The organism is Sediminibacterium sp. (genome assembly GCF_019264485.1).
In the GTDB taxonomy this organism is placed as follows: domain Bacteria; phylum Bacteroidota; class Bacteroidia; order Chitinophagales; family Chitinophagaceae; genus Sediminibacterium.
Map to the genome: position 1 here is coordinate 524,816 of NZ_JAHVAA010000011.1, position 23,174 is coordinate 547,989.

A 23,174-nucleotide genomic window follows, 5' to 3' on the forward strand; every position below is an offset into this window, starting at 1 on the left:
TCAGCAACATCATGTATCAATCATATAGCAGAAAAGTTTTTTGGCTGATCATCATCAGCACCATCATTAAGTTACTTGTTGCAGGATTACTGGAACTGGGTAATGATGAAGTGTATTATTGGACCTATGCCATACAATCAGACTGGAACCATTTCGATCATCCTCCGATGGTGGGGTGGCTCATCAGACTCACCACTTTGAATTTATGGTGGGTTAATGAAGTAACCCTACGTGCAGGTGCCGTTATTTGTGCTGGACTTTCTACCTGGATCATTTTCAAATTAGGCAAACTACTCGACAGTGAGAGACTGGGCTGGCTGGCTGCTTTGATTTATACATTATCTGTGTACACCGGTTTTATCGCAGGACTGTTTATTTTGCCCGACTCTCCACAAATGTTATTCTGGGTAGCTTCTTTGTACCTGATGGCTTATATACTCCTGAAAAGAGAAGAAGAAAACCTGAGCGTCTGGCTCTTACTGGGGTTTACAATAGGTATGGCTGCATTGAGTAAAGTACATGGTTTGTATTTGTGGGCAGGTTTCGGCGCTTTTCTTTTATTTACCAGGATACAATGGCTCACCAACTGGCGTTTGTATGTTGGTGTATTGGTTACTTTACTATGTATAGCTCCGATTGTTTACTGGAATATTTCGAATGACTTTATCACGTATCGTTTTCATTCAGCCAGGGTTACAAATACCCGGGTACAATGGGATATGCTGGGTAGAGAGATAGTAGGGGAAGCATTGTATCAGCATCCGTTTTTATTTATTGTTATGCTCTTATCGCTGTTTGGTATTGCCACCAACCGGATTCGTTTTGCAAGGAAACGCATCAGGAAATGGTTGTTATGGATGAGTATTCCCATGATCATCTTATTCTGGGGTGTTTCTTTATTCAATCCTACACTGCCACACTGGGCAGGGCCTGCTTATATACCCTTGTATTTTATGGCAGCAATGTATTTACAACAAAGAACCAACAGGCAATTTCCGGTTTGGATACAGGCATCCTTTATATTGGTTGTGGTAGTATTAACAGCAGGAATTATTCTTGTGCGTTTTTCCCCGGTAAATTTCGGCAGCCAGCAGAAAGAAAATTATGGTGAATATTGTCCAACGCTTGATCTTTCAGGATGGAATGATATGAGTGAACAGTTTGATCAATTGTATAAGGCTGATATTGCAGCAGGACGAATGAATCAAGATGCGGTATTACTCACGCATAAATGGTTTCCGGGCGGACATCTTGAATTTTATACTGCAAGGGAAACAGGTATAAAGCTGATCGGTATCGGTGAATTACAAGACCTTCACAAATTTGCCTGGCTCAATAAAGAACGGGGTAATCTGCAAAAAGGAGCCGATGCTTATTATATACAGGCATCCAATCTGCCTTATGATGTAAAACTCAACCTGGGAAAATACTTTAGTAGTATAGAAGAACCGGTAGTTATTAACCAGGTACGGTCAGGAAAAATTGTTCGTTATTTTTATGTGTATAGGTTAAGAAATGCGCTTCAAACTGTACCGGCATTGTTACCCTGATTATTGTTTCTGACCTGAAGTCTGTGTACTGTCTGTTGGAGCTTTGAATTGAATATCATCTGGTTTGGTAGCAAAAAGATTGTCGAAATCTTTACGATAGGAGATACTGGCACCGAAGCGATTGCGTCTGCCGATTCCTCCTGCGCTGGTATTGGAAATATCGAGACTGTTTTTATTAAAAAGAATAGCTCTTAGTTTTCGGTCTTTTGATAAAATGAATTCAATATTCAGATCAGGCAGCCATTGAAGATTCCCATTTTTTACCGCTGCCGAATTACTTACATTAAAATCAAGGTCGCCACCAAAAGTCACAACCATCTTATCCTGAAAAAAGCTTTTACCCAACTTGAAATTCACCCTTGAACGGTCAATGGAGTTACTATTGATAGCACCGTCTACAACACCGTTTGTAATTTCATTATTACTATACCATGAGGTTCCGAGGTCGAAACGTAAACTTTTATCGCCAGTAAGTTTATACAGAAAATTAGAGAACATCTTGTTAATCTCTTTTGTAAGAATTTGGGAAAGTGTATTGGCTCCAATAGTAGTGAGTGAATTATTAGCCGCATTTCCACCTCCATTTCCCACACTGGGTGGTGCAAATGTGTTAAACACAATCAGGAATGAAACCTGTTTAAGGATTTCATTTTCATCTTTCTCCAGTCTGGTAATATATTGTGATAACACGTTATCACTTTTAACCGGACTTCCAGCAGGGAAGTCTAGTCTGAAACTAATATCGGGTGCATTCAGTTTACCACGTAAAGCAGCAATTACATACACTTCACCACGATAACCTTTGGCAGCGCCGCCAACATTAATATTTGAAACAAGGTCATATAACGCAATTCTTTCTGCGGTGTATTGTGCATCAATACGGATATCAGCTTTAAAAGGATCTCCGGTCCATTCAATATAGTTACCTGCATCGGGCATCAGTATGAATGGTTTTCTGATAAAAGACTGGAAATTGAAATCATAATTTCCTCTTTCAATATTATACTTGCCATTGATTGTTAAAGGTTCAGATGTACCTGCCCTTATTCTAAGCCTGCCATTACCGGTTGCTTTAATTACATCACCTGTAAGATCATCCAGAATTACATCAATCGATGCTTTATTAGTTGCAGTAATGGTGAGGTCGACCGATAAATTAAATCCTGTTTTCTTTTTTTCATTGATCATCTCAGTACCATATTCCTTAAACACAATAAAATCGGCACTACCGCTTTCCCTGCTGATCGAATTAGGAATATAAATGTGAGAACTGTCTGTTGATTCTGCTTTCAGGATCATTTTGGCATTAGACTCTGGTCCTTTAAGGGAAAGCTCGGCGCTACCTATCGCTTTTCCATAGAATTGCTGGTTATCTTTCAATCTGGTATCAATCAACAACATTTTAGTTGTGCTCAGGTCAAAATCAAAAGCCATATTCTTAAAACCTTTTTCATACAGTTTCCCTTTCACGGTACCGGTATTTTTAAATTTATCCCTGATGGTGAAAGAGCCAAAATCGATTCCATCTTCCTCGAAGCGTATATCGGCGGAATCAATCGTATAATAAACCTGTGTGTAGTCTACCTTTAAACCCGCATTAAATAGTTTTACCCTTCCTGAAAGCGTAAGATTGGCAGGGTCGCCACCAATAAAGAGTTTGCCTTTTGCCTGACCAGACAACTCAGAAAATATGCCTTTCAGGAATTGATTGAGTATGCCTACTTTGGCATCGTTGAGGTTGATATCGGTACTCAAAGGATTGCCAATAGAATCTTTAAGGTTATAAAAACCTTTGGCAGAAAAGTCAAATCCAGGGTTGGGTGAATTAACATCAAAAGGAATTAAACCGGTCTTGCTGTTATAACCTGCTTTAATTTTTACCAGACCCACTGAGTCATCATCTAATCTGAATTGTTCTGCTGTAAGGTCAGCATCAGCATTGAACTTCCCAAAGAAATCGCGTAGTAAAATTTTACCACTGGTTATCCCTTCCATTCTCGGGCTTTTTACAAAAAGAGAAGTAAGGTCGCCCAATACCACATTTCTGAGTTTTACCACCAGGTTATTGGTATTGCCGCCATCTTCCTCTTCTGTTTCTACTACTATTTCCTGAAACCCCTGTGTAAATTTTACATTTTCTGCCAGTACAAAATTTTTCCTGATAACCAGTTCTCCCTCCTTTTCAAGATTCCATTTTTTGGTATTGAGTAAAAATGAAGAAGGCAGAAATTGAATCCGTGCACCATCTGCGAGTGTAAAAACCTCGGCATTGAGGTTGGCATCGTTAAGTGTATTATCTGCACTGGTTTTAATGGTAACCAATGAACGATCGTCCTGTGCGGTTACAGAAAATTTAGTGCCGGGAAAACTAAGGCTGTCACCAATGGTAATGGTGGTAATATCGCCGGTGAGGGAAAGCGTATCTAAATTTCCCGCACCTTTAAGTTGTACTGCATTGAATGAATATTTATCCATCTTGGCAAAAGGAATATTAGCAGTTACCTGGAGGTCATTATTCCTGGTATCGATACTGCCATATAAAGAGGCGTCATTAAAGCCCGAAAAACTTTTGCTGGCAATCTGTAAGTATGGCTCAATATAATTGGTATTGATGCGAACATCAAAACGTTGATTCTGTGGAATACTTTTTGGTTCGGGTACATACACAGGATAATAATGGTGCAGGAAAGACTGAATACTGGCTGGTAATTCAAGAATACTAAACTGGCCTCTTATTTCTGCCTTAAATTCATTACTGCCTACCCGTAAAATTTTTGTACTGTCGTCCTGAACAGAAGTAATATTCAAAGAATCGAAACTGATCTTTGTGGTTTCATCTTTTATTGAGGCGTTAAGAAACTTCGCTGTACCTAAGAAGTTGTCGATATTGGTGCCTGTAAAATTCGCATCCAATAAACCTGTTACTTCTATATGGTCCTTGATAAAATTGAGTGTCTTTAAATTTGATTGTACCAGGTCGCCCACGACGTTAAAACTGGGGACTTCTTTTGAGAAATCAATTTCAACCGATGTTGTGAAATTCAGGTTAGGATCATCAATTTCCAGTTCACCCCTGAATGCTTTTTTCTGGAAGGTTCCATTGGTTACAATAGTGGAATAAGTATAGTTGTTGAATTCGAGTGAATCAATATTTCCTTTGAGTGTTGTTCTGATTTTATCAATGGCAAAACTACTACCCTCAATTTCTCCTTTGAAATTAATCAGTCCCAGAGAACTGGTATTTAAAAAACGTCCGATATTAAAGCGCGTGGTTTCAAGATTGCCGGTATAGGTAGGTTCTCCTTTTGAGGGGAGTTTAAGACTCAGATTCGTTTTCAATCCGCCCAACTCGGTGCTGAATACACCAGCCGTTACAAAATTCTTTACTGTGCCTTTAAAATTACCCCTGTAGATTACATTGCCCAGTTCGGCAAGATTGGGTTCTTTTATTTCCTTCAATGCAGGAATAAAACTAACCAGGTCATTATAATTGGTAGATACAACACCATTGGCAAAATTGATCTGTGTGCTATTGATAGAGGGTAATCCTTTCATGGAAAGTCCGCCCGAAATATTTGTTTTATTGCCAATCCTTGCAAAAAGTTTCTCGATGGTAAAATTGGCAACAGTACCTGTATAATGTCCGGAAATATCAATATTCCTTTTTAGGGTATTTAGTTCGGGAGCAAAGAAAGCAATATCATCACTATTTATTTTTGCTTCTTTAAAGCGGGCATCCATCACTACTTTCTCTATATAGTTGCCGAAATCTTTATTGAAATCGGTGAACTTCATAGCATAATAATTTCCTATCCTGCTTTTATTGGTTCTCAGATCTAGCGATGCCAGCTCCATAATCTGTGGTGTAAACCTGAACTTAGTCTTCAACTTCTGTAACTGAAAACCGCTTCTGTCTTTTACGGAAAGATCAATATCGGCTCGAAGTGTGTCTTTGATGAATGACACCTGTTTTAAGGTGCCGTTTAATTTGCTTAACTGAATATGTGCCCCATCGAAATGTGCCAAAGCTGTTTTTTCATTGCCGTCAATATAGAAGCGGCCATTGTTAATCTGCAGGAGACTTGCTTTGATCAGCATATTACCCGCATTAAACTGTAAGCCGGTATCGGCTGAGGCAGGTTGTTTTTTTCTTCTTAATACCTCTGGCCTGAGTCCCTGAAAACCCTGTATGGCAAAAAGAGGTTGATCCAGTTTAATATCATCTATCAGAAAAATACCTTTGTTTAAATCAACTGATTGAGCATTTAATACCATGCTCAACATTTCCAGGGTCATTTTTTCACCCACCCAGCGATCATTTTTAACCAGTTTAATATTTTTCAGGTCAATCTTTTTAAGATCCAGTGCCATGCCACCGCTTTTCTTTTTATCAGTGGAGGGAGAGGAGAAATGATCAACGATATACTGGTAATTCCAGATACTGTCTTTTCTGTTGAGTTTGATTACTGCATCTTCCAGACCTATAAAACGTAAAACAGCTTTTTCTCTCAGAAAGAACCAGTCGGTGATACGTACCTTAAGACTACCTGCATATACAAGTGTGTCTTTAGAACGGTCGCGTACCAATAACCCTTCCATATTCAGTCTGTTGAAAAGCCCCAGGCTTACATGACGGATATTTACTTCGGTACCAAGCGATTTTGAGAGACGGCTGGTGGCAATACCCACCAGTTTATTCTGAACATAATCAGTTTGTATAGCAATAAAGATCAATAAGATCAGGGCAAGAATGACTAAAAGGGTTCGCCTTAATATTTTCAGGGTACGCTTCAGAACAGAATGGGTTTATCGCAAATTTACAGAATACCAACCTGAGTGCAAATTCGGTACCAAAGACGTTAAAACCACGATAAAATCTACTTAATTATGATATTAATCGGTTTAGTGCGGCATATTGAAGCAACATAATGGTTTTGCCATCTTTTATTTCACCTGTTTCCATCATGGCAAGGGCTTTTGAAAAGGGAAGTTCTAATACTTCTATGTTTTCCTGCTCCTCAGCAACGCCACCCCCGTCTGATACTTTCATGTCTTTGGTATACGAGGCCACAAAAAAATACAGGATTTCGGTAACCGATCCGGGAGACATATAAGCTTCGAATACTTTTTTAACATTCGATACTTTATAACCCGTTTCCTCTTCAGTTTCTCTTTTTATGCAATCTTCCGGGTTATCCTGGTCGAGTAAACCTGCGCAGGTTTCTATGAGCATACCTGTTTCGTTGCCATTGATAAAACTGGGTAAACGAAACTGGCGGGTGAGAATTACCGTTTTATGTTCCTGATTATATAGCAGGATAGTGGCTCCATTACCCCGGTCATAAGCTTCCCTTTGCTGTTTTTTCCAGGTACCATTTTTCTCAAGTACTTCGTAGTGAATCTTTTTGAGAATATACCAGTTATCTGAAAGAATCTCTGTGTCAATAATCCGAACGCTTGGTTGCATACCTGAAATTATTTTGCTGAATGTTGTTGAGCCTCTTTTACAGCGTCAAGATAAGATTTACTACCTCCTTTGGGGATACTTAAAGATTGCCATGCTGAATCCTTAATCATCCTGCCTACATAAACAATCTGACCCACATGATATGGGTAATGCGCCAGTTGCCTGAGAATTGCATCATACACTGTGAGTGGTTCGGTACGGATGGTTACTGTTTTCATCAGGTCTTCGGGTTGAAGCGTTTCCAGTGTCTCAAGGAGGCAGTTCCAGCCTTCGTTCCAAAAAGATAAGAGGTCTTCTTTACTCATGGAAACATGCTCAAATTCAGCATCTCTTTTCCGCCACTCTTTTTCACCGTCTTCGGTAAGAAAATTGGTCCAACGGCTCAGCATATTACCATACATATGCTGAATGATTACGGCAATGGTATTGCTTTCTGCGGTAGGTTGGTAGAAGAAGTCTTTCTCTTCTAATTGTGCAAAAGTATTATCGCCAAGTTCTTTGTAATATTTAAAACGCTTGATGGTATCTTTTAAAAACCCCGATTCAAAACTCATAGTCTGTTATTCTTTTATTAGTTTAAAAACCTGCAACGGAATCATCGCCTCTTTTATCGGCAACTGCTTCACGTTTGCCATTAGAGAGAATACGTATGCCTTCTGTTCTGCCGATCGGACTTCTGTCTTTTATTCTGTAACCCATTGCTTCCAGTTGTTTTCGTGTTTCAGGAAGGAAGTCTCTTTCAATGGTAACTTCATCTGGCAGCCACTGGTGATGAAACTTGGGTTTATTAATGGCATTGTCCAGGTCCATATTAAAATCAATCAGGTTTACCAGTGCCTGGAATACAGATGTAGGAATGGTGGTACCGCCAGGGGTACCAATGGTGAGATAAGGTTTTTTATTTTTCAATACGAGTGTAGGGGTCATGGAACTTAACATTCTTTTACCCGGAACAATTGCATTGGCTTCACCACCCAAAGCGCCATACATATTTGGTACACCTGGTTTTACGCTGAAATCATCCATTTCATTATTGAGTAAAAAACCTGCACCACCTACTACTGTTCTGCTGCCATAACCACCGTTTAATGTAGTAGTTACTGCTACCAGGGTGCCTTGTGCATCAATTACACTCAGGTGAGTAGTTTCTTCACTCTGTTGAATCAGCCCTGCTTTTACCGTTGAACTGCTACCGGCTTTTTCTGGTTGATAATCCTGCATCCGTTTAGACAGATAAGCTTCGCTGATAAGTGTATCAACAGGTACTTTCCAGAAATCGGGGTCGCCAAGGTGCTCGGCACGATCGGCATAGGCTCTTCTTTCTGCTTCAATCATTAGCTGAACACTTTTTTGTGTTTGAAAACCATAACTGCCCACCGGAAATTTCTCAATCATCTTAAGCATTTGTGCAATCAGTATACCCCCACTGCTGGGAGGGGAGAAACTGATGATATGATGCCCGCGATAATCAAAATGAATGGGCTCCCTGAGTTTAGCGGTATAATTTTTCAGATCGTCATAACTAATGATGCCCTTTCCTCTTTGCATTTCTTCAACAATAAGTTTTGCAGTCTCGCCTCCATAAAAACCCTGTGCCCCATTTTTCTGCATGCGTTTTAAAGTGCCGGCTAACTCTTTCTGGAATAATGTATCACCAGCTTTCCATTTTTCCGTTTTTACAAAAGCAACAGGTTTTGTATTGTATTTGAGCAATGATTCTCTGGTACTGTTAAGAGAAACCGCTTCTCTCTCTGAAATAACAAACCCTTTTTCAGCGAGGTCTATAGCAGGTTGTATGAGTTTTGCAAAAGACAGTTTAGCATAGGGAAGTGTAGCAAATAAACCGGCAACAGTACCCGGTATACCAGATGCGAGATGCCCGTTTTGTGAAAGTGAAATTTTTGCATTTCCATTTTCGTCGAGGTACATATCTCTCTGAGCGGCTGCAGGAGCTGCTTCGCGGTAATCAAGTCCAATGAGTTCACCGTCTTTTTTTCTGGCGAGTAAAAATCCGCCACCACCCAGATTGCCTGCTGCAGGATATACCACAGCCAATGCCAATTGTGTGGCAATTGCAGCGTCAAATGCATTTCCGCCCTGTTTCATGATCATTGCACCTACCTGACTTGCCAATGGATGAGCGCTTGATACTGCGGCTTTCTGATAACTGGCTTTTTTTACGATAGCATAATTGTAAGGGTCGATGGCTTTCCCTTTACCAACTATTGAGGGAATACCCTGAGCAGTAACCGAAGCTGATATGAGTAAAAGGCCTGTATAACTCCACCATTTTTTCATGGCAGAAAATTAGCACTTTTAACAGAGAACTGATATCAGAATAATTGCTGTCTGTATAAAAAAATGATAGAATCTGGTCAGATACCTCTATTTCTTTGCTACTTTCACGACTCATTTATCGTAATATGAAACCTTTCATTACTTTTTTATCATTCCTGTTGCTTGTATCAGCAACAGTTGCACAAAATGTACCCAGCCCGGAAAACTACCTGGGTTATAAAGTGGGGACACGTTATACACGTCACCACAAGATTGTGGAATATTTTAATGCGGTTGCAAAAGCCAGACCCGATATGGTGAAGCTGGAGCAATACGGATTTACCAATGAGGGCCGCGAACTGATGCTGGCTTTTGTGGGTTCACCTGAGAATATACAAAGACTCGAAGCCATTCGTTTGAATAACCTGAGACTGGCAGGGGTAAGCCGCGACAGGGCAGCACCGGTTTTGGAAGGAGCACCTGCAATTGTATGGCTGAGCTATAATGTACATGGTAATGAACCCTCATCTTCTGAAGCGGCATTGCTCATGATTCATGCATTAACAGATCCATCCAATGCCAAAACAAAAGAATGGTTAAAAAACACCATCGTTGTTGTAGATCCCTGTATCAACCCCGATGGGCGTGACCGTTATGTTAACTGGTTTAATTCAATGGTGGGCGATAAACTGAATGCTCATCCCATGGCGAGGGAACATGCAGAACCATGGCCTGGTGGAAGAAGCAACCACTATAATTTCGACTTGAACCGCGACTGGGCCTGGCAAACACAGGTTGAAACCCAGCAACGCCTGAAAAGATACAATGCATGGTTACCACAGGTACATGTAGATTTTCATGAGCAGGGGTATAATTCACCCTATTATTTTGCTCCCGCTGCACAACCCTTCCACGAAGTAATTACCGGCTGGCAACGCGATTTTCAGGAACTTATCGGTAGAAACAATGCTTCTTATTTTGATAAAAATGGCTGGTTGTTTTTTACCAAAGAAAGTTTTGATCTTTTATACCCTGCTTACGGAGACAGTTATCCTATTTATAATGGGGCCATTGGTATGACTTACGAGCAAGGGGGTCATAGCAGAGGTGGTTTGGGAGTCGTTACTTCTGATGGTGATACACTTACGTTGGTTGACCGTGCCACACACCATTTTACAACTGGACTGTCGACTGTAGAAACATCGAGCAGGAACCAGCAGAAACTGATGGCTGAATTCAAAAAATATTTTGATGATGGTCGCTCGGGTAAAATTGGTGAATACAAAACTTATGTATTAACAGCAGCCGATCAGCATAAATTAAATGCCGTAATTACCCTGCTGGAAAAAAATGGTATTGAATGGGGAACTGTGAGTAATAAAAACTTCAAAGGGTTTAATTATTTTACCGGTAAAGAAGAAAGTTTTACGGATGAAGGATTCAATATTGCAGTGAGTGCCCATCAACCCAAAGCGGTGATGGCGAAAGTGTTACTGGAGCCTAAAACAGTTGTGAATGATTCAAATACATATGATATCACTACCTGGTCGTTGCCCTATGCTTATGGAGTGAAAGGATATGCAGTAAAAGAAAAACTTGATCTGGGTAATGACTGGAAACAGCCGGTTATTCAGTCTGTTAACTCTACATATGGTTTATTGGTTCCGTATACTTCATTCAACAGTGCCAAACTACTGGCTGAGTTGTTGAAAAACAATGTAAAAGTTCGCTTTGCAGAAAAACCCTTTAAATACAGAAATAAAAATTACGACAGGGGTACACTGATTGTTTTGAAAACAGGAAACGGAACTGTAAACTGGAACGCAGTCACGAATGCAGCCTGCGTAAAATTTGGGGTACAGGCCGATGTGGTGGAGACAGGTTTTATGGATCAGGGAGCTGATTTCGGTTCTTCAGATATTAAAAATATCAGTGAAGCACCCAAAGTAGCGCTGCTTACCGGTGATCAGGCATCTTCTCTGGGTGCTGGTGAAGTATGGCATTATTTTGAAAGAATGTTGGAGTATCCGATTACACTGATTAATGGTTCAGATCTGGGTCGCATAAACCTGAAAGATTTTAATGTAATCATCGCTCCGGATGGTTTTTTCCGTACACTTGGAGAAAAAGCGGGCGCTGATCGCTTGAAAGATTTTGTACGTGGCGGTGGTAAAATCATTGCAATGGAAGGATCTGTTTCTGCCATGGCAAGTGAATGGGGATTGAAAACAAAAACAGACAAGGATGAAGAAAAAGGTGATTACCTCGATGTAAAAAAATATGGAGAAAGAGAGCGCAGTTATCTTCCTAATGCTATTCCTGGTGCCATCTTTAAAATGGATCTGGATAATACGCATCCATTAGGTTTTGGGTATCCCGATTTTTATTATACACTGAAACAGGACGGTACTTTATATGAGTTTATGAAAGGTGGCTGGAATGTTGGTGTACTGAAAAAAGAAGCATATGTAACCGGTGTTGCCGGAACCAAAGTAAAGAATAAACTGAAAGATGGTATGTTGTTCGGTGTTCAGAATATGGGTTCAGGATCGGTAGTGTTCCTGACAGAAAATCCATTGTTCAGGAATTTCTGGGAGAACGGTAAACTTTTAATTGCCAACGCTGTTTTCTTAGTTGGACAATAATAGTCAGAAGGCCGTCGCGATTAAATCCCGACGGCCTTTTTTATACTTCTATATGCCTAAAAGCAGGATCGGAAAGTTCATGAAAACAACAGGAATTGTATTGTTGCTCATACTCATTGCCTGGGTAATTGTGGGGGAGAGTTGTATGAAGTTTCGGATCAGCGATGAAGCAGCTACTGAAAAATTTAATAAAGCGGGTGTTTCATTAACCATTCGAAGATTATCTGTCAACCATCGCACACTGCATTATGTGAAAACAGGATCGGATAGTTTGCCGACCATCGTATTTGTGCATGGTTCTCCCGGATCATGGAATGCTTTTGAAGATTATATGCGTGATCCGGTACTTTTAAAAAAATACCGGATGATATCGGTAGATCGCCCCGGATTTGGCTATAGCGATTTCAGGGATGCGCTAAACCTGCAGGACCAGTCCTTAATCATCAATGCCCTGTTTGCCAGGGAAACAAATGGAAAGCCTGTATACCTTGTCGGACATTCATTGGGTGGCCCATTAATTATTCAGATGGCAGTTGATAAGCCTGGCTATTTTGATGCATTGGTTATACTTGCCGGTTCAATTGACCCGAAATTGGAGCAACCAGAGAAGTGGAGGCCTTTCCTGATGAATAATCCATTGAAATTCCTGGTACCTGGTGCTATGCGCCCATCGAATGATGAACTCTGGTACCTGAAAAAAGATCTGAAAATACTGGCTCCACAGATGTCTGTAGTAAATACAAGGATTTATGTGGTGCATGGTGATAAAGATATATTGGTGCCTTATGCTAATATGAATTTCGCCGTTAAAACCTTTACCAATGCCCGCAGCCTCGATACTTTAACCCTGCCCCGGGCTAATCATTTTATTCCCTGGAGTCATTACAAGACGGTAAGGTCGGTATTGTTAAAGCTATAGCCTTTCACCGATTTTTGTTTGAATGGTGTGTCATATCATCTCACAGCCTTTATCTTCGTTAGCACCATTTCTGTCGTATGAAAAAAAATATTGCACTGCTTTTCTTGTCAAGCTGTTTTTTTATAGGGGTAATTCAGGCACAGATTGTTCCGGTAACAGCCAGTTCTGCTGATATCTACCAGCAATTAAAAAAACTGAATGTACTGGGTTCTGTGCTGTATATCGCGGCACATCCGGATGACGAAAACAATGGATTATTGCCATATCTCGCCAAAGAAAAATTATATCGAACGGCCTATCTGAGTCTCACCCGCGGCGATGGTGGTCAAAACCTGATTGGACCTGAGCAGGGTATTGAGTTGGGCATGATCAGAACGCATGAATTAATGGCGGCAAGAGCTATTGATGGGTCGGAACAGTATTTTACCCGGGCTTATGAATTTGGTTTTAGTAAGAGTTCGGAAGAAGCATTACGTGTATGGGATAGAGGACAGGTGTTGGCAGACGTGGTTTGGATGATACGCACATTACAACCGGATATCATTATTGCCCGTTTTCCGCCCGATGCAAGAGCGGGGCATGGACACCATGCTGCATCAGCCATCATAGCAGAAGAGGCATATAAAGTGGCTGCAGACTCTACAAAGTTTACAGAACATTTTAAATATGGTGTAAAACCCTGGAAAGCAAAACGGTTACTCTGGAACACTTTTAATTTTGGAAGAACCAACACTACCAGCGAGAACCAGTTAAAAATGGAAGTAGGCGCCTACAACCCATTGCTTGGTAAAAGCTATGGTGAATTGGGTGGTGAAGCAAGAAGTATGCACAAAAGCCAGGCTGAAGGCAGACCCAGAAGAAGAGGTGAAGTATTTGAATACTTTGTTCATGTTGCCGGAGACTCTGCCAAAACAGATGTTATGGAAGGGGTGAATACCAGCTGGTCAAGATTAAAAAAAGGAAGAGAAGTGGCTGTTGTAAATTCACAGGGAAAAGAAATAACCCTGCAACTATCTACAGAGGCAGATATTAACCAGATACAAAATACAATTCAGGAAATCATCGATCAATACGATTTCAAACAGCCTCATAAATCGGTGCCAAGGCTTACTCAGTTGTATAAACATATGTTGAATAAAATGCCCGATGGTCCCTGGCGCTCACAGAAACTCAAAGAAATACAGGCAATCATAGAATTTGCGTCGGGTTTATTTGTGGAAGCTTTTACCCAGCAGGAAACAGCTTTAAAAGGCGATAGTGTACGGGTGAATTTCTTTGTTAATAAAAGAACCGACGTAAATGCCAAAATCAGGTCCATGCGTTTTATAGGCGAAGAAGATACAGTAGTAATGCAGCCGACAGAAAAAAACAGAAACTATCAATACGCTCGAATACTGGTTGCCAATAAAGGACCTGAATTTACACAGCCCTATTGGCTTAGTAAAACTAAAGTCAGGGATGGTATGTTTGTGGTAGAGGATCAGCAGGATATTGGCAAGGCCTGGAGTGACCCAATTTTTGCAGTAAACTTTGATATTGAAATAGAAGGTGTTCTTTTTCAGGTACAGAGACCGGTTTTGTATAAGTATGTAGACGCAGAAAGAGGAGAACTCTATCAGCCTTTTGTAATTGTTCCTCATATTGAAGTATATATGGGTTCAACAGTAGTGCTATTAAATGTTAAAGATGAAACCGGAAGGAACAGAGCAGATTCTATGTTGCATGTAGTGTATCGCTCAAATTTTTCACAACAGAATGTAACGACTACATTGAATATCCGTCAGGAGTCAATAAAACCCGTATTTAGCCGGGAGCAAAGAAATTTCGTAAAGGGGCAGCGTCAGGTGGTGAATGTACCCATTGCCAGGGTGTATAATCCAAATGCTTCAGCCCAGTATATGGAAGCCACAATCAGTATAGTTCCGCCGGGAGGGCGTGTGTTGAATTTTTCAGATTATTTCAAGTCGATTCATTACGATCATATTCCCAATATCAATTATGCTTTTCGTGATCATGTAAAAATTCTGAAGGAAGAGATTAAGGTAAGAGGAAAGAAAGTAGGATATATTCCTGGTTCAGGTGATATGATGCCGGAAGCATTAAAACAATTGGGTTACGAAGTAAGAGCACTGAATGATGCAGACATTAACGACGAGAACCTGCAGCAATTTGATGCAATTGTAACAGGAGTAAGGGCTTATAATCTGAATGAATGGCTTACCGGCAAATATGATGTGATGATGCGTTATGTGGAAAGAGGGGGTAACCTTATTGTACAGTATAACAGAAACCAGGGTGGTGTTCCATCTCCAAAGATGGGCCCTTATCCGTTTCAGATATCTTCTAACCGTGTTACGGAAGAAGATGCGGAAGTAAGGTTTGCAATACCAGATCATCCGGTATTGAATTTTCCGAATAAAATCGGTAGTAATGATTTCGTAGATTGGGTACAGGAAAGAAGTACCTATCAGGCCGATCAGGCCGATAGTCGTTACCAATCTCCCTTATCTATGAATGATACCGGTGAAAAAGCCAGTAGCGGAAGTTTGATTACAACAGCTTATGGCAAGGGAAATTTTGCTTATGTAAGCCTGGTCATGTTCAGGCAATTGCCTGCCGGTAATGCAGGAGCTTTTAAAATACTGGCAAACCTGATTGCCATGCCCAAACATTGATACTATGAAGCAGAGAAGACAGATAGGAATATTTACGATTGTACTGATTGGTGTGGGTGTAGGCTTGCTCATTAAAAATGTAAAAATTGGGTTGCTGATAGGGTTGGGTCTGGGTTTATTTGCCGGCAGCCTCATCAGAAACAGGTAATAATTGTGTCATCATGGAACCAAAAGAAAAAATACCCTTGTTTAAGAGCTGGAAAAAATGGTATTTGTTTGTACTGTTTTTCTTGCTTGGATTGATTGTATTTTTTCAATGGCTTACTAAAACCTATGCATGAGTACAACAGACTGGATTGTTTTGGTGATAACCCTTGTGGGCATCATTACATATGGTTTATATAAAAGTAGAACGAGTAAAAACCTCGAAGGCTATTTTCTGAGTAACAGAAGTATGCCCTGGTATCTTGTGTTACTGAGTATCATGGGTACACAGGCCAGTGCCATTACCTTTTTATCGGCACCCGGTCAGGCATTTACAGATGGGATGCGTTTTGTGCAGTATTATTTTGGGTTGCCACTGGCAATGATTATTCTCTGTATCACATTTGTACCCTTGTTTAATAAGCTGAAATTATTTACAGCGTATGAATTCCTGGAAAAAAGATTTGACCTCAAAACAAGAATATTTACATCTTCTCTATTCCTGCTATCCAGGGGTTTATCAACAGGTATCAGTATTTATGCGCCATCAATCATACTCTCTTCATTAATGGGCTGGGATATTTTCTGGACCAATATTGTAATGGGAGGAATGCTGATTATCTATACAGTAACCGGTGGGGCCAAAGCGGTGGCATATACACAACAGTTACAGTTGCTGATCATTTTTGCGGGGATGTTTGTGGCAGGGTATCTTATTGTAGATTATTTACCGGAAGGGGTTGGTTTTAGTGAAGCCTTAAAAGTAAGTGGTGCATCAGGTAAACTGAATGTTATTACAACAGGCATCACTGAAAAAGGGTTCGACTGGAAAGACCGGTATAACCTGATCAGTGGTGTAATTGGAGGCTTTTTTCTGGCCCTGTCTTATTTTGGAACCGATCAGTCGCAGGTAGGCAGGTATCTTACTGCAAAAGATACAACTGAAAGTCGGTTAGGGCTTTTAATGAATGGTCTGGTAAAAGTACCCATGCAGTTCCTGATTCTTTTATTGGGGGCATTGCTGTTTACTTTTTATCAGTTCAATCCATCTCCTGTATTCTTCAACAAAGCGGTGGAAGAAAAAGCCATGCAGACATCTTATAAAGATGAACTTGCCGGATTAAAACAACAGTTTAACACATACCAGGTTCAGCAACAGGAGTGGAGCCGTTTGTATACCGTAGAAAAACAGGAAGTGTATAAAGATAGTATCGCGAATGGTTCAAAAAAACTGGCTGCTATTCAGAAAGAATATAAAACTGTTCTGGCAAAAGCCAGCCCGGGGGCCGATACCAACGATACCAATTATATATTCCTACGGTTTGTGGTAGATTTTTTACCCAAAGGATTGGTAGGGTTATTAATCGCCATTATTTTTCTGGCGGCATGGGGGTCTATAGCTGCAGCGTTAAATTCGCTCGCATCCTGTACCATGATCGATTTTCATCAAAGATTAAAGGGCATTCAGACAGATAGTACAAATGCTGAACAATGTGCACTGGAGTACAGGCAATCAAAATATTATACCCTGGCCTGGGGTGTTTTCTGTATTATCACTGCTGAGTTTGCATCGGGTATGGGAAGTTTGATTGAAGCAGTGAATGTATTGGGGTCTTTATTTTACGGTGTGATACTCGGTATTTTCCTGGTTGCATTTTATATGAAAAGGGTAAAGGCCAATGCAGTGTTTGCTTCGGCTATTATTGGTGAACTCATTGTTATTGCATTCTTTCTCCTTGATAAATATAATATTATCGGATTAGGATTTTTGTGGTTGAATGTAGTGGGAGCCTTAGCGGTGGTATTACTGGCTGCTATCTTTCAACTGTTTCAGAGAAGGGGTGCGTAAGAGTGATTTCATTTGTTGAATGGCAGTCTGGTTGAGTTGTATCAAGCGCTCCCGCTGAGTTAAACCGTTTCTTATTAATAGGGCATTGATGCTTTCCAGGTTGGCAAGAATAATAAGCTGTTCCATGCTGGCATGGTCACGCATATTTCCTTTCTCGCCTGGGCGCAGTTGTTTCCATTCTTTTGATGTTAGACCGAATACGGCCAGGTTTACTACTTCGACTTCCGATGCATAAACCATTGCAGCCTGTTTTGTATTGATGGTCGGCGGAATTAAAGTTTCCATGATGGCATCGGTATGAATGCGGTTATTGATTTTCGAAATGGTACGATGAATATTCCACTCTAATTGTAAAGAAGAAGATTCACCTTCTTTAAGTCTCTGAAACTCTTTAATCAGGTAAAGCTTAAATTCAGCACTGATCCAGGCCGCAAATTCAAACGCAATATCCTTATGTGCATAAGTACCACCAGAATTACCCGCTTTTACAATGATTCCTTTCGCATTTACTGTGGTAATCCATTTTAAGGGAGAAAGCACAAAACTATTACTCCCCGCCTCCCTCACAAAGGGGTCGAATTCGACCCCTTTGAAGTCAGGGTTATGAATTTGTTCCCAGATGCCCAGAAATTCAATGGTAGACTTTGCCCTGAGCCAGTTTTTGATGATATCTTTTGGTTCATGCGGGTTTTTATAGCGGGCAATATCCGTTAACGAGATATAATCCAACTGCTCCGTCTTAAGTAATTCAATTTGTTTGCCTTTAACAACGATGGTTTGCTTAGCTTTTTTCATGTAATTATTTTAAGCCCTAAATCTATAGAGCTCGGCAATCATTGTCAATACGTATAAATACCTGATTTTCCCTAAAAATCAGTATCATCGTAACATGAGTCATCGTTTTTCAATTGTACCCTGGGCGAAGTCGGCTTCGATATATGAAGTGAATACAAGACAGTATACTCCGGAAGGAAACTTTAATGCCTTTTCAGCACATCTCCCGCGATTAAAAGAAATGGGTATTGATATACTCTGGTTGATGCCGGTTACGCCAATCAGTGTTGCTGAAAGACAGGGCACATTGGGAAGTTATTATGCCTGCAGCAGTTACACAGGCATTAACCCTGAATTTGGTACCCAAGCAGATTTTCAAGCTTTGGTTACACAAGCACATTCATTGGGTATGAAACTGATCATTGACTGGGTGGCCAATCATACCGGTTACGATCATCATTGGACCAAAGAACATCCTGACTGGTACATAAAAGATGAAAAAGGCAATTTCACGGAGCGAAATGGCTGGAAAGATGTAATTGACCTCGACTTTAGTCAATCCGACATGCGCCAGACAATGATAAACGCTATGCAATACTGGGTAAAAGAATTCAATATAGATGGGTTTCGTTGCGATATGGCCCATCTTGTACCACTTGATTTCTGGATGGATGCACGAAAAGCTTGTGATGCCATCAAGCCCTTATACTGGCTCGCTGAATGCGAAGACGTAAATTACCACAATGCTTTTGATACCAGTTACGCATGGTGGTGGATGCATACAACAGAAAAATTTGTAAAAGCAGAGCTGGGTTTGCATGAGGTACGTGAAGTATTACATGCTTATTCGCAATACCCGCAGGGTGCAAGTAAATTGTTTTTTACCAGCAACCACGACGAAAACAGCTGGAACGGCACAGAATATGAAAAATATGGTCTCTGCGCCAAAGCCTGGGCGGTATTCACTTGCACATGGCAGGGAATGCCATTGGTATACAGTGGACAGGAGAACCCGAATGTAAAACGGCTTGCTTTTTTTGATAAGGACCTGATTGAGTGGAATGAAGAACCTTTACTTCATGATTTCTATCAACGATTGTTACACTTGCGAAAAAATAATGCGGCACTTACCGAAGGCGAAACTTTTATACTGCCAACAGAATCGTCGTCGGTAATGGCTTATTTCAGGAGAAAAGAGGATAAACTGGTATTGATATTATTGAATCTTTCAGAAAAAGAAAGAGCCACCATACAGGTAACACATGAGTGGCTGAATGGGACATTCAAACAACTGTTTTCTGATATTGCATACACTTTCTGCGGTGCAGAAACCTATGAATTATTACCGGGTGATTTTCTGGTGTATGTAAAGCAGGGCTGAGGAGAATAAAAAATAAGGAACAGTAAATAAGAAAGTAGAAGTGCATTCACTTTCTTATTTCTTATTTACCGTTCCTTATTCCTTATTTTTTTCCCCTTTATTCTCTGGTTAAATTCAATGGATAAGTATAACTTCCTTCAAAACCGGGATAAATACCTTCAAGTCTTACAACGCCACCGCCTTTTAAGCTTGCTAATACTTCCTGCAACTCTTCCATATTTTTTACTTCACGTCCGTTTACACCAGTTATCACAAATCCATCCTGCATACGGCTTTTACCTAATAAGCCAGTGCCTACTTTTCTTACACGAACACCACCTTTAATATCGTTGGCAGTAGCCAGACTTTTATCGATATTCTCCAACTCACCACCGAGTTGTTCGAGTGCAGAAGCAGTTTTTACAATTTCAGTATTACCAGCTTTGTTCTTCAGGGTAATATTAACAGTGCTTTCTTTTCCGCCTCTTTTATAACTCACAGTAATTTTATCTCCGGGTTTATACAATGCTACCTGCTCCTGCAATTCAGGGCCATTGGTTACCACATTCCCGTTTACTTTAGTAACCAGATCTCCTTTTTTTAAGCCTGCTGTTGCTGCCGCGCCACCTTCGGGAACAGCAGTTATATAAACACCTTCACCTTCTTTAATAGAGGTGCCCAGTTCTTTTTCCAACTCACGTTTCTGGTCATCAGACAGGTTTTCACTAGGATAATTAATACCGATATACGCACGTTGAACCGTACCAAACTTCACAATATCAGTAACAATTTTCTTTACAATATTCACGGGGATAGCATAGGAATAACCTGCATAAGAACCAGTGGGAGATGCAATAGCCGAGTTGATGCCGATCAGTTCACCAGAAGTGTTGATCAATGCACCACCACTGTTACCTGAGTTTACAGCAGCATCTGTTTGAATAAATGATTCAACCGGACTCTGGCTCTGACGACTGTTGATACCAATGGATCTCGATTTGGCACTTACAATACCCGCTGTAACCGTGGCATCGAGGTTTAAAGGATAACCAATGGCCAATACCCACTGACCCAGCTTTACCTCGTCGCTGTTACCATACACCAGATAAGGAAGTGTTTTACCTTCAATTTTAATAACTGCAATATCACTGCTCGGATCTGTACCGATTACTGTGCCTTTGTATGATTTTTTATTGGCCAGCGTTACGTTAATTTCATCTGCACCATCTACCACATGGTTATTGGTAATGATGTAACCATCTTCTGTAATCAATACACCACTGCCGCTTGCCCGTTGCTCAGGAATTACACGCGGGCCACCAAAGAAATCGCCAAAATCATCTCCAAATAAATCAGCAAAAGGGTTGCTGCGCTGACGCTGGGTATTACTTACCTGACGGGCTTTGGTTTTTGTTTTAATATGCACAACTGCCGGTGTGGCACTCGTGGCAGCAGGTGTAAAATCAACCGCTGCTCCGATATTATTATTCTTATCAAAAAAACCGGCATAGTTCACCGGTAATTTTCCGGTATCCTGTACACCTGCACGTTGAAAATCGTTGTACTTACTAAAGCCCCAGACGCTGAGGACAGCAGTAGTGGCGCTAATGGCAACCACGGCTAAAATGTTCTTAAGATTCATATGCATGGTCTTTTAATTGAATGATACTATTTAAATCAAAAAATATGCCTTTTCAACAGCAAATAAACAAAGCTGTTTAATTGACAGTTTACCACTGACAGTATTTAACAAATGTTTTACGGCAATTCTCGTAGATCGGCTACTGTTGAACCTTAAAGTTAATTGATTATCCGCAGATTAGCACGGACACTGGTACCTGAAAAACAGACAGTTTACCGATTATTTAACGTCAAATTGCTGCAAAAAAGCCATGGTATCAACCCCATCGGCATAATCTGTAAGACCTGGATGCTGTGCCTGGCCAAATGGAACAAACCCATGTCCAACCACACATTGTATATCAGTATTGCCCATCAGTTGTTCCGACAGGCTTTTTTTATCGGAATAATACTGGTAATGAACCTGACTTACAGGAGAGAAAGGAGAACTGTTTTCCGTGAGTACAACAGAATCATTGTTCATGTAGTATTTATTTCCCATGATCAGTAATGCAAGGTGATAGTCGTAGTTATGTTTGTATTTATGGTAATCTACCAGGTGGGCATATTTTTTCAATTCCTCTAACAAAGGAATAAAATCATACCCTTCCGGAACATAGAGCTGGGTAATATTTCTGCAACCCAAACCAAAATACAGTTGAATATCATCTGCCAGTAAAGACAATTCGTTCATTGTTTCTGTTCCGTCGAGGATGGCTGCAGAAGTCCTGTTTTTGCGGATGATATTGGGGTATTTCCCAAAATAGTAGTCGAAATACCTGCCCGAATTATTGGAGCCTGTAGCAATATAGGCATCACATCCTTTTAATTGTTCGGCAAAGGAAACCTGATTTTGTACAGTAATCTCCCATTCATACATTTTTTTGATCAGGTGTTTAATAAGGAACTCATCTTTTGATGAAGTTTTAATAACCATGGCCTGACCGCTGATAAATACCGATAAAAAGTCATGAAAACCAACAAGGGGAATATTTCCAGCCATTACTATGCCAATGGTTTTCAACTGCGCAGGGGAATCTTTTACCCCGTATTGTGCAGCCCAGTTGGTTAAAAGATCGGCTCGCAGAAACCGGTTTGCTATCTGTTGAATAGAACGTTCCAGAAATTCGGGAATAAACCAGGCATTTTCGCGATAAGCCCTTTCCTGAACAGCCATCCATTCTTCGTCTTTACTCAATATATATTCACCCAAACGGGCCATTAACTGAATTCGTTCTTGTAAAATCATTTGTCAACCGTATTTTTGGAAAGCAAATGTAGAATCACTAACCCAACAAACCCATTTATATGGCCATCAAAATAACCGAAGAATGTATTAACTGCGGAGCTTGTGAGCCCGAATGCCCTAATAATGCCATTTATGAAGGTGGTGTGGAATGGGCTATTTCCGACGGAACCACTATCAAAGGAAGTTTTACCCTGATGGATGGTACTGTTGCAGATGCCGACCAGCGTTTTGAACCCATCAGTGTTGATACTTATTATATTACACCTAATAAGTGTACCGAATGTCAGGGCTTTCATGAAGAGCCACAATGTGCTGCCGTATGTCCGGTAGACTGTTGTGTGCCCGATGAAATGTACCAGGAAACGGTAGAAGATCTGCTGGCAAAGAAGGAGAAAATGCACATTTAATGCACAGGTAGTTGTGCTAAACTTTTGCTTAAAAAGCTTGCACCTGCCAAAATAACTATTTAGCTTAGTACTACAATCATTGTTGTATCTGAAAGTACGACAACTAGTAACGGCGGGTGATATTTCCCGTCAACGTGAGGTGAAGAGACGGGTAGTTTCTTCACCTTTTTTTATGTCTGATATCAGATGTCGGATGTCTGATATATTTTTTATTTCCGACATCCGACATCCGACATCC

15 protein-coding genes are annotated in these 23,174 nt (G+C 40.5%); 8 read left to right on the top strand and 7 right to left on the bottom strand.

The annotated features are described in order from the left end of the window. The first annotated feature begins 11 nt into the window (after positions 1 to 11). On the top strand, positions 12 to 1,550 hold the full coding sequence (locus KXJ59_RS08525; protein ID WP_295203249.1) for a glycosyltransferase family 39 protein: 1,539 nt from the start codon (positions 12 to 14) through the stop codon (positions 1,548 to 1,550). Here the strand turns inward: KXJ59_RS08525 and KXJ59_RS08530 are convergent, their stop codons facing one another. From KXJ59_RS08530 to ggt, 4 genes are all read right to left on the bottom strand, one after another. Continuing rightward, positions 1,551 to 6,284 carry a translocation/assembly module TamB domain-containing protein gene (locus tag KXJ59_RS08530; RefSeq protein WP_295203252.1) on the bottom strand — a complete coding sequence of 1,578 codons (4,734 nt, stop codon included), beginning with the start codon at positions 6,282 to 6,284 and terminating at the stop codon, positions 1,551 to 1,553. It abuts the gene before it with no gap. A 151-nt stretch (positions 6,285 to 6,435) separates the two neighbouring features. After that, positions 6,436 to 7,017: a GDP-mannose pyrophosphatase NudK gene (nudK, locus tag KXJ59_RS08535; RefSeq protein ID WP_295203255.1), complete on the bottom strand. Its 582-nt coding sequence runs from the start codon at positions 7,015 to 7,017 to the stop codon at positions 6,436 to 6,438. Between the two features lie 8 nt (positions 7,018 to 7,025). After that, entirely contained in the window at positions 7,026 to 7,571 is a 546-nt protein-coding gene (locus KXJ59_RS08540; protein ID WP_295203258.1) for a DUF1572 family protein, read from the bottom strand. A 22-nt stretch (positions 7,572 to 7,593) separates the two neighbouring features. Further along, entirely contained in the window at positions 7,594 to 9,315 is a 1,722-nt protein-coding gene (ggt, locus tag KXJ59_RS08545; protein WP_295203261.1) for a gamma-glutamyltransferase, read from the bottom strand. A gap of 125 nt (positions 9,316 to 9,440) precedes the next feature. On the opposite strand from ggt, the gene KXJ59_RS08550 reads away from it, so the two are divergent. The 5 genes from KXJ59_RS08550 (at position 9,441) to KXJ59_RS08570 (ending at position 17,526) form a co-directional block, all read left to right on the top strand. Continuing rightward, complete coding sequence (locus KXJ59_RS08550) at positions 9,441 to 11,939, top strand: M14 family zinc carboxypeptidase (RefSeq protein WP_295203263.1); 2,499 nt, start codon at positions 9,441 to 9,443, stop codon at positions 11,937 to 11,939. A gap of 79 nt (positions 11,940 to 12,018) precedes the next feature. After that, positions 12,019 to 12,858 carry an alpha/beta hydrolase gene (locus KXJ59_RS08555; protein WP_295203266.1) on the top strand — a complete coding sequence of 280 codons (840 nt, stop codon included), beginning with the start codon at positions 12,019 to 12,021 and terminating at the stop codon, positions 12,856 to 12,858. A 77-nt stretch (positions 12,859 to 12,935) separates the two neighbouring features. Next, on the top strand, positions 12,936 to 15,533 hold the full coding sequence (locus KXJ59_RS08560; RefSeq protein ID WP_295203269.1) for a PIG-L family deacetylase: 2,598 nt from the start codon (positions 12,936 to 12,938) through the stop codon (positions 15,531 to 15,533). Between the two features lie 4 nt (positions 15,534 to 15,537). After that, on the top strand, positions 15,538 to 15,681 hold the full coding sequence (locus tag KXJ59_RS08565; protein ID WP_295203272.1) for a hypothetical protein: 144 nt from the start codon (positions 15,538 to 15,540) through the stop codon (positions 15,679 to 15,681). Between the two features lie 129 nt (positions 15,682 to 15,810). After that, on the top strand, positions 15,811 to 17,526 hold the full coding sequence (locus KXJ59_RS08570; RefSeq protein ID WP_295203275.1) for a sodium:solute symporter: 1,716 nt from the start codon (positions 15,811 to 15,813) through the stop codon (positions 17,524 to 17,526). On the opposite strand, the gene KXJ59_RS08575 is transcribed toward KXJ59_RS08570, so the two are convergent. Next, complete coding sequence (locus KXJ59_RS08575; RefSeq protein ID WP_295203278.1) at positions 17,482 to 18,321, bottom strand: KilA-N domain-containing protein; 840 nt, start codon at positions 18,319 to 18,321, stop codon at positions 17,482 to 17,484. The genes KXJ59_RS08570 and KXJ59_RS08575 overlap by 45 nt on opposite strands. Positions 18,322 to 18,415: 94 nt before the next feature. Between KXJ59_RS08575 and KXJ59_RS08580 the strand changes: the two genes are divergently transcribed. Then, the gene (locus KXJ59_RS08580) at positions 18,416 to 19,681 is read left to right on the top strand and encodes an alpha-amylase family glycosyl hydrolase (RefSeq protein WP_295203281.1); all 1,266 of its coding nucleotides are present in this window, start codon (positions 18,416 to 18,418) and stop codon (positions 19,679 to 19,681) included. A 97-nt stretch (positions 19,682 to 19,778) separates the two neighbouring features. Here the strand turns inward: KXJ59_RS08580 and KXJ59_RS08585 are convergent, their stop codons facing one another. Continuing rightward, on the bottom strand, positions 19,779 to 21,302 hold the full coding sequence (locus KXJ59_RS08585) for a trypsin-like peptidase domain-containing protein (protein WP_295203284.1): 1,524 nt from the start codon (positions 21,300 to 21,302) through the stop codon (positions 19,779 to 19,781). 219 nt (positions 21,303 to 21,521) lie between these two features. After that, positions 21,522 to 22,529, bottom strand: coding sequence for an acyl-CoA reductase (locus tag KXJ59_RS08590; protein ID WP_295203286.1), 1,008 nt, complete (start codon positions 22,527 to 22,529; stop codon positions 21,522 to 21,524). Between the two features lie 59 nt (positions 22,530 to 22,588). On the opposite strand from KXJ59_RS08590, the gene KXJ59_RS08595 reads away from it, so the two are divergent. Further along, the gene (locus KXJ59_RS08595; protein ID WP_295203289.1) at positions 22,589 to 22,936 is read left to right on the top strand and encodes a 4Fe-4S dicluster domain-containing protein; all 348 of its coding nucleotides are present in this window, start codon (positions 22,589 to 22,591) and stop codon (positions 22,934 to 22,936) included. Positions 22,937 to 23,174 lie beyond the last annotated feature (238 nt).

Bases quoted from the DNA above. Each gene is read 5' to 3' on its own strand.
- KXJ59_RS08525 (WP_295203249.1), top strand. From the start codon at position 12: ATGTATCAATCATATAGCAGAAAAGTTTTTTGGCTGATCATCATCAGC.
- nudK (WP_295203255.1), bottom strand. From the start codon at position 7,017: ATGCAACCAAGCGTTCGGATTATTGACACAGAGATTCTTTCAGATAAC.
- KXJ59_RS08540 (WP_295203258.1), bottom strand. From the start codon at position 7,571: ATGAGTTTTGAATCGGGGTTTTTAAAAGATACCATCAAGCGTTTTAAA.
- ggt (WP_295203261.1), bottom strand. From the start codon at position 9,315: ATGAAAAAATGGTGGAGTTATACAGGCCTTTTACTCATATCAGCTTCG.
- KXJ59_RS08550 (WP_295203263.1), top strand. From the start codon at position 9,441: ATGAAACCTTTCATTACTTTTTTATCATTCCTGTTGCTTGTATCAGCA.
- KXJ59_RS08555 (WP_295203266.1), top strand. From the start codon at position 12,019: ATGAAAACAACAGGAATTGTATTGTTGCTCATACTCATTGCCTGGGTA.
- KXJ59_RS08560 (WP_295203269.1), top strand. From the start codon at position 12,936: ATGAAAAAAAATATTGCACTGCTTTTCTTGTCAAGCTGTTTTTTTATA.
- KXJ59_RS08565 (WP_295203272.1), top strand. From the start codon at position 15,538: ATGAAGCAGAGAAGACAGATAGGAATATTTACGATTGTACTGATTGGT.
- KXJ59_RS08570 (WP_295203275.1), top strand. From the start codon at position 15,811: ATGAGTACAACAGACTGGATTGTTTTGGTGATAACCCTTGTGGGCATC.
- KXJ59_RS08575 (WP_295203278.1), bottom strand. From the start codon at position 18,321: ATGAAAAAAGCTAAGCAAACCATCGTTGTTAAAGGCAAACAAATTGAA.
- KXJ59_RS08580 (WP_295203281.1), top strand. From the start codon at position 18,416: ATGAGTCATCGTTTTTCAATTGTACCCTGGGCGAAGTCGGCTTCGATA.
- KXJ59_RS08585 (WP_295203284.1), bottom strand. From the start codon at position 21,302: ATGAATCTTAAGAACATTTTAGCCGTGGTTGCCATTAGCGCCACTACT.
- KXJ59_RS08590 (WP_295203286.1), bottom strand. From the start codon at position 22,529: ATGATTTTACAAGAACGAATTCAGTTAATGGCCCGTTTGGGTGAATAT.
- KXJ59_RS08595 (WP_295203289.1), top strand. From the start codon at position 22,589: ATGGCCATCAAAATAACCGAAGAATGTATTAACTGCGGAGCTTGTGAG.